The following is a 5,028-nucleotide window of genomic DNA, read 5'->3' as shown; positions in this document are numbered from 1 at the left end:
CCAATGGACGTTACAGGGATCGAACCTGTGACCCCCTGCTTGTAAGGCAGGTGCTCTCCCAGCTGAGCTAAACGTCCATGATATTTGTTTCGTGCTTCGCTTTGTTTTTGATAACCTCGCTCAACAACAAAAATTATTATACATACATATCTACACCTTTGCAACCCCTTTTTTAAAATAAAAATGCACACAATGAATATTCATTGTGTGCATTTGCTATAAACCCTTGCTATATAAGCATTTATGATTAACTATTCTTCTTCATTTTCTTTCTTTTTGGCTGGTAAAAAGAACCATCCAAGGAAGCTTCCAAAGAATAATAGTGTCACCACATTGGCTGCATTCAAGTGCCAATCATTCATGAAGCGGCCTGATAAGTAGTAAGGCATCCGCCAACCATGGCGCAATAGTGATGCATGACCATCTTGTTGCTGCGTCTGGTTAATATCTGATAACGCAACCCGTCGATCCTGAATCCGGGCGCCCTTATTATCTAGCGCACGGTAAGCGGCTGCCCCAGCCAATGTCCGTTCACCAATTGTTTGACCAACAGCTGGTGTCGCTTGATCAATCGATGTTACCGGCATGCCGGCCCAACGATACTCAGGCGCACCAGTTGTCGTAACCGTCACAACCGGTCCAGGCACCGCCACCGTCTGTGGTACTGTGTACGCCAACATTGCTGACGCTGGTACGGTTTGACCAGCCGACACTGCTTGTACAACCGTCGCCGTAGTCGATAGACCTGCCGCGATGGTTTGTGCGTCCGCTAGTAGCTGTTGCGCTGTTTGTAGCGCTTGCTGACCTACTACTTGGTCGACCTTAATTTGGTTAATGGCCTTTGCAATATCAGCTGGCGTTGTCGCTGCATCAATTGCTGCCAGCTGATCACGGGCATTATCCAATGCCTGTTGCGCAACCTTAAGTTGTGTCTGTGCACTCGCTAATTTATCAGCTAAAGCTTGATTTCCAGGATGCTGGTTAACCAAATTTTGTAATTGATCAACAATATCTTGAATCTGCTTCACGTTATCTGTTAACTGATTAATTTGTTGTTGTACGGCATCCTTAGCTGCATCTTTGGCTGTTGCCATCTCATTGGCGACTGACGCCTTTGCATCTGCCAAGTCTTGGTTCGCTGCCTTAACCGCATCTGTCACGGCTACCCCGGCTGCTTGGGCGGCATCATTTAGGTTATTAACCGCATCTGGCGTTGTTGCTTGGCCAATCTGTTGCAATTGATCCTGCGCCGTTTGCTTAGCATCTTGCGCATCACCCAACTGTTGCTTGGCATCCGCCAACGCTTCCTTAACCGCCTGAGAATCTGGATGTTGCTTAGCCAAATCATTCAGATCTGCAATGTCCTGCTCAATTTGCTTGATTTGTTCATCAATACGGTCAAGTTGTTGGTTAATCGCATCCGTTGCTTGCTGCTTAGCATCTGCCAAATCATCAGCTGCCGCCACTTTCGCATTCGCCAAATCTTGGTCAGCCTGCTTCCGATCCACATCAGCTGCAGTCGTCTTATCACTGATCGTCTGCAACTTTTCGGTAACATCCGCCAAGGTCGTCGTTTGATTCTTATCCTGCAATTCAGTCTTAGCTGCTTGGGCCGCTTGATAGCGACTTTGTGCTTCCGTCAATTGCATGTTAGCATCCGCGAGCAAATCTGCAATCTTTTGATTATCCGGATTTTTCGCAGCGATCGCACGAATTTGTGAAATGTCATCCTTAATCTGCTCAATGTCTGCCTGAATCGCTGCCAAACTAGCATCAGCTTGCTTCATCGCATCCGCAACCGCATCCGCCAAATTATCAGCTGACTTGGCACCGGCCTGCTTCAACTCGGTTTGCGCATCCGCCACAGCTTGATCAGAACGCTTTTCATCAGCATCCCCTGCCGCTGTCTTTTCAGCCACCTGTGCCAATGTTTTGGCATCATCAACCGTTGCTAATTGTTGCTTGGCATCCGTCAACGCATCATTCGCCTTATCCAATTGATTCTGGGCATTCGTTAGTGCGGCACGAATATCCGCATCATTTGGATTCTTATTTGCAATATCCGTGATTGTCTCAACAATCTTTTGGATTTCAGCAACGTCATTCTGAATAGCGTCAATATTATCCTGCAAATCTTGCTTGGCCGCATCCTTCGCCGCAGCTAGGTTTTCGGCTGATTTTTGTTGACCAGTTGCTAACGCAGCATCTGCATCTTCCTTATCAACACCCGCACTAGTCTCGTCGTGAGCGATTTGATCTGTTACCGCCGTAACATCAGCCAGGGTCGTGGCATCTGCAATTTTAGCTGCCTGCTGTTGCGCATCCTTCTGCGTCGCTTGTGCTGTGTCGAGTTGTGTTTGCGCATCAGCCAACGCATTTGCAATTGTCGTATCACCCGGGTTATCAGTCACTAACTGTTCAAGTTGACGAATGTCTTCTTGAATACCGGCAATGCTTTGTTGAATGTCCTGCAAAGCTTGGTTAGCAGCCGTTGTCGCGGCTTGCTTAGCATCATTCAACTTAGCATTTGACTCAGCTTGCGCCTTATCAACGTCGGTTTGTGCTTGCGTTGCATCCCCATCCGAATAATCAGTTTGCGTTTGCGCCGCATCCACAATTTTTTGCACATCAGCCAAAGTTGGTTGATCTTCCACTTGGTTCGCAAGATTCGTGACATCAGCCAATGACTGTTGCGACTCTGCCAATTGCGTTTGCGCATCCGTCAACAAGTTAGCAATCACCGTGTTACCTGGATTCTTGTCTTGCAAATCAGTTAACGTCGCAATGTCATCCTGAATATCACTGATATTTTGCTTAATTTGCGCAATATTGTCAGCCAACGCCACATCAGCCGCCGTCTTTGCCGCATCCAAATTAGCATCCGACTTCATTTGTCCGTCGCTCACATCACGGTCAGATTGAGTCAGCGCGTCGGCTGTCGCCGCAGCATCCTGTGTCACGGCATCCGTCAAGTCAGTCACGGCCGCCATGGTTGGCGCATCCGCAACCGCGTCAGCTTGCTTTTGTGCATCCGCCAACTTATTTTGTGCGAGCGTTTCTTGCGCTTTAGCATCATCCAGGAGGGCCGCAATCAATGTATCATCAGGATTCTTCGCAGCAATCTCCGTCAACGAAGCAACATCAGCTTGAATCGCTGCCAAGTCATCTTGCATTTGCGCGATTTGATCCGCGATGGTGTCATCAGCTGTCGCTTTAGCAGCTGCCAAGTTCGTTTCGTGCTGGGCTTGGGCATCAGTTACATCTTGGTCAGCTGTCGTCTTCGCATTATCTGCCGCCGTTTGCGCAGTCGATGCCGCGTCAACAGCCGTTTGGACATCTGCTGGCACCTTGGCCGCATCAACAGCTGCCAATTGATCCTGGGCCGTCGCTAGCGCACTTTCAGCCGTCTGCAATTGTTGCTGGGCATCAGCTAATTTAGCTGCAATCGTGTCATCACCTGGATTTTTATCCACCAAATCCTGCAATGTTGCAATGTCATCTTGAATCACGTCAATGTCATTTTGAATGACCGCAATATTTTGATTAATCGCCGTCTTTGCATCTGCTTGATCGCGTGCCAAGTCCTTAGCAGCTTGCGCTTGGGCATCAGTTACATCATTATCCGCGGCCGTTTGCGCATCCGCGGCTTGCTTAACGGCATTGTCTGCCGTCGTCTGCAAATCAGCCACATCCGCCAACGTTGTCTGATCAGCCAGCTTTGTTTGGGCGTCTTCAACCGTTGCCCGCTCGTCTTGCGCATTAAGCAACTGCTCCTGCGCATCGGCCAAATCGGCCTGAATTTGCGCATTATCCGGATTGTCCGCCGCAATTTGTTCCAAAGCATCGATGTCACTTTCAATCTGCGTAATGTTCTCATCAATTTGTGTTAATTGATTTGTCATTTGATCGGTCGCCGCTTGTTTAGCCGCCGCCAAATTCTGGTCTGACTGCGTTTGGGCAGCCGTCACATCATTATCAGCAGCCGTTTGTGCATCTGATCCAGCCGTTTGATCAGCTTGGGCCTGCGTAACCAATTGATCAACCGCAGCCATAGTCGGCTGATCGGCAATCGCATCCAACTGATTTTGCGCGTCGTTCTGTGCGGCAGTTGCATCAGTTAATTGATTCTGGGCATCGGCCAACTTATCTGCAATCACCGTGTCACCCGGATTCTTATCAGCCAAACCTTGTAGCGTTGTAATATCATCCGTAATTTGGGCGATGTTATCCGCTAGGCCATCAACAATTGTTTGAATCGTGTCCGTTGCCGTCTCCTTAGCCGCTGCCAAATTGGCATCATGCTTAGTCTGCGCATCGCTGACATCTTGGTTAGCTGTTGTTTGCGCAGTCGTTGCTGTCTCACCTGCCGTTTGTGCGGTGGCAACTGCCTGATCAACATCCGCCGGTACCTTGGCCGCATCAATCGCTGCTAATTGATCTTGCGCATCGGTCAGCGCTGTTTCTGCCGTCGCCAACTGCTCCTTAGCATCAGCCAAATCATTAGCAATTTGGGTATCCGCTGGATTCTTATCTGCCAGATCCGTTAACGTCGCAATATCATCCGTAATCGTCGTGATGGCATCTTGAATCGACTTGATGGTCTCATTGACCGTCGCTTTGCCTGCCACCTGATCAGCTACCAAATCTTTGGCTGCTTCGTCTTGGGCCGTTGCCAAATCCTGGTCGGCCGTTTGTTGCGCTGTGTCAGCATCAGCCAATGCCGTTTCACCAGCCTTTTCTTGCGTTGCCACGTCAGCAAGTGTCGTTTGCTCATCAATCGCATCCAACGCCTGCTGAGCAGCGTCCTTAGCTGTTTCTGCCGCTGCTAACTGTTCCTTGGCATCGGCCAATTTATCTGCAATCGTTGTATTAGTTGGATTATCCGTGGCAATTTGTTCAAGCGCATCGATGTCAGCCGTAATTTGGGTAATATCATCGTCAATGTCACTCAAATTTTGGTTAATGGCTTCCTTGGCATCATCCTTAGCTGTTGCCAAATTCGTGGCGCTTTGTTGTTGCGCATCAGCC

1 protein-coding gene and 1 tRNA gene are annotated in these 5,028 nt (G+C 49.0%); both read right to left on the bottom strand.

What is annotated here, in order from left to right; translation table 11 throughout:
• Positions 1-4 precede the first annotated feature (4 nt).
• Positions 5-77, bottom strand: a tRNA-Val gene (locus WEIDD23_RS04820).
• Between the two features lie 174 nt (positions 78-251).
• A partial coding sequence (locus WEIDD23_RS13500; protein WP_197458816.1) for a hypothetical protein occupies positions 252-5,028 on the bottom strand: 4,777 nt, incomplete at its 5' end.

This window comes from Weissella sp. DD23 (genome assembly GCF_001579105.1).
In the GTDB taxonomy this organism is placed as follows: Bacteria; Bacillota; Bacilli; order Lactobacillales; family Lactobacillaceae; genus Weissella; species Weissella cibaria.
Note: the sequence above shows the minus strand (reverse complement) of the source record. Positions and strands in the feature narration are given on the sequence as shown.